The following is a 1,541-nucleotide window of genomic DNA, read 5'->3' on the forward strand; positions in this document are numbered from 1 at the left end:
ATGTCGCTGGTGGGCGTGCACGTCGCGGACTCCGACGAGCGGACCGCGCTGCGGCTGGCCGGAGCCGCCGAACACGGCTCCGAACACCCCGTCGCGCGGGCGATCGCGCAAGGTGCGGCCGATCGGGTCGGCGCGTTGCCCGCCGCGAACGCCTTCCGCAACGTCGAAGGGCTCGGCGTCGAGTCCGAAGTGGACGGATACGAGGTCCGGGTCGGACGGCCCGCGCTGGTGGACGCGGAACTGCCGGAGCCGCTGCGGACCGCTCGGCTCGAAGCGCAGCGGCGCGGCCGCACGGCGGTGGTGGTCGCCTGGGACGGTGCCGTCCGGGCCGTGCTGGAGGTCGCCGACACCGTCAAACCGACCTCGGCGGACGCGATCCGGCGGCTGCGCGAACTCGGCCTCTCCCCCGTGCTGCTGACCGGGGACAACGAAACCGTGGCCCGCGCGGTGGCGGCCGAGGTGGGCATCGACGAGGTGATCTCCGAGGTGCTGCCTGCGGACAAGGCGGCCGTGATCAGCCGCTTGCAGGGCGAGGGCCGCGCGGTGGCGATGGTCGGGGACGGCATCAACGACGCCGCCGCGCTCGCGCAAGCCGACCTCGGCCTGGCCATGGGAACCGGGACGGATGTGGCGATCGAAGCCTCCGACCTGACGCTGGTGCGCGGTGATCTGCGCGCGGCGGTGGACGCGATCCGGTTGTCGCGGCGCACGCTGGGGACCATCAAGCAGAACCTGTTCTGGGCGTTCGCCTACAACGTGGCGGCGCTGCCGATGGCGGCGGCCGGTCTGCTGAACCCGATGATCGCCGGGGCCGCGATGGGCTTGTCCAGCGCGTTCGTCGTCGCCAACAGCCTGCGCCTGCGCCGCTTCCGCAGCGACATCCCGGCGTGGCCCCCGCGCAGCGTTCTCCGAGCGAACTCAGATCCGAGCCCAGCCGTATCCGGTGACGTACGGGCGTGTCGGCACACCGCACCACGCACCGGGCGCTTCGAGTGAACCGACCCTCGACCAACCTGGCCGGGCGAGCGGTCCGCTCACTCAGGATGATCCGTGGTGATCGGGTGCGGATCGGGCGTGTCGGCACCGCGCGGTGCACCACCGACGACCGTCCACGTTGGACCAGCGATCACTGCGGCAGGTGCGGGTCCGTCTGGAGCTGTGGATCGGGCGCACTCCGCGGTGCGGGCAGGTCGCGCAGCACCAGCCCGGGATGCGGGTTCGGGCCGAAGGCGGTCGCCTGCACGGGCAGCCGGCAGCCCGTCGCCGCCGCCGAGTGCAGATCCTGCACGCTCGGCGGGAACGCGAGCATCGCGAGGCCGCCCCGATCCGCCACCTCCCGCACCGCGCGGGTCGCGCTGGACTCGTGGCGCACCGCCAGGTCCGGCCCCGGCGGCAGCGAGTCGAGGAACGCCTGCACGACCGTGATGTGCATCTTGCGCAGCGGCTCCGCGAACCGCGCGCACGGACCGCGCTCCAAGAACGCCGGATCCGGGCTGTCCAGCAGGAACGCCCGGTCCCGCGTGGCCACGACGAACGCCGGG

General features: G+C 73.3%; 2 protein-coding genes. One reads left to right on the forward strand and one right to left on the reverse strand.

The genetic code is table 11. From position 1 onward, the window contains the following. A partial coding sequence (locus IJH84_RS07635) for an HAD-IC family P-type ATPase (protein ID WP_295142016.1) occupies positions 1 to 996 on the forward strand: 996 nt, incomplete at its 5' end. A 130-nt stretch (positions 997 to 1,126) separates the two neighbouring features. On the opposite strand, the gene IJH84_RS07640 is transcribed toward IJH84_RS07635, so the two are convergent. Further along, on the reverse strand, positions 1,127 to 1,541 hold a 415-nt coding region (locus IJH84_RS07640; protein ID WP_295142019.1), incomplete at its 5' end, for a hypothetical protein.

Origin of the sequence: Saccharopolyspora sp. (assembly GCF_017434145.1) — a bacterium.
Taxonomy (GTDB): Bacteria; Actinomycetota; Actinomycetes; order Mycobacteriales; family Pseudonocardiaceae; genus Saccharopolyspora_C; species Saccharopolyspora_C galaxeae.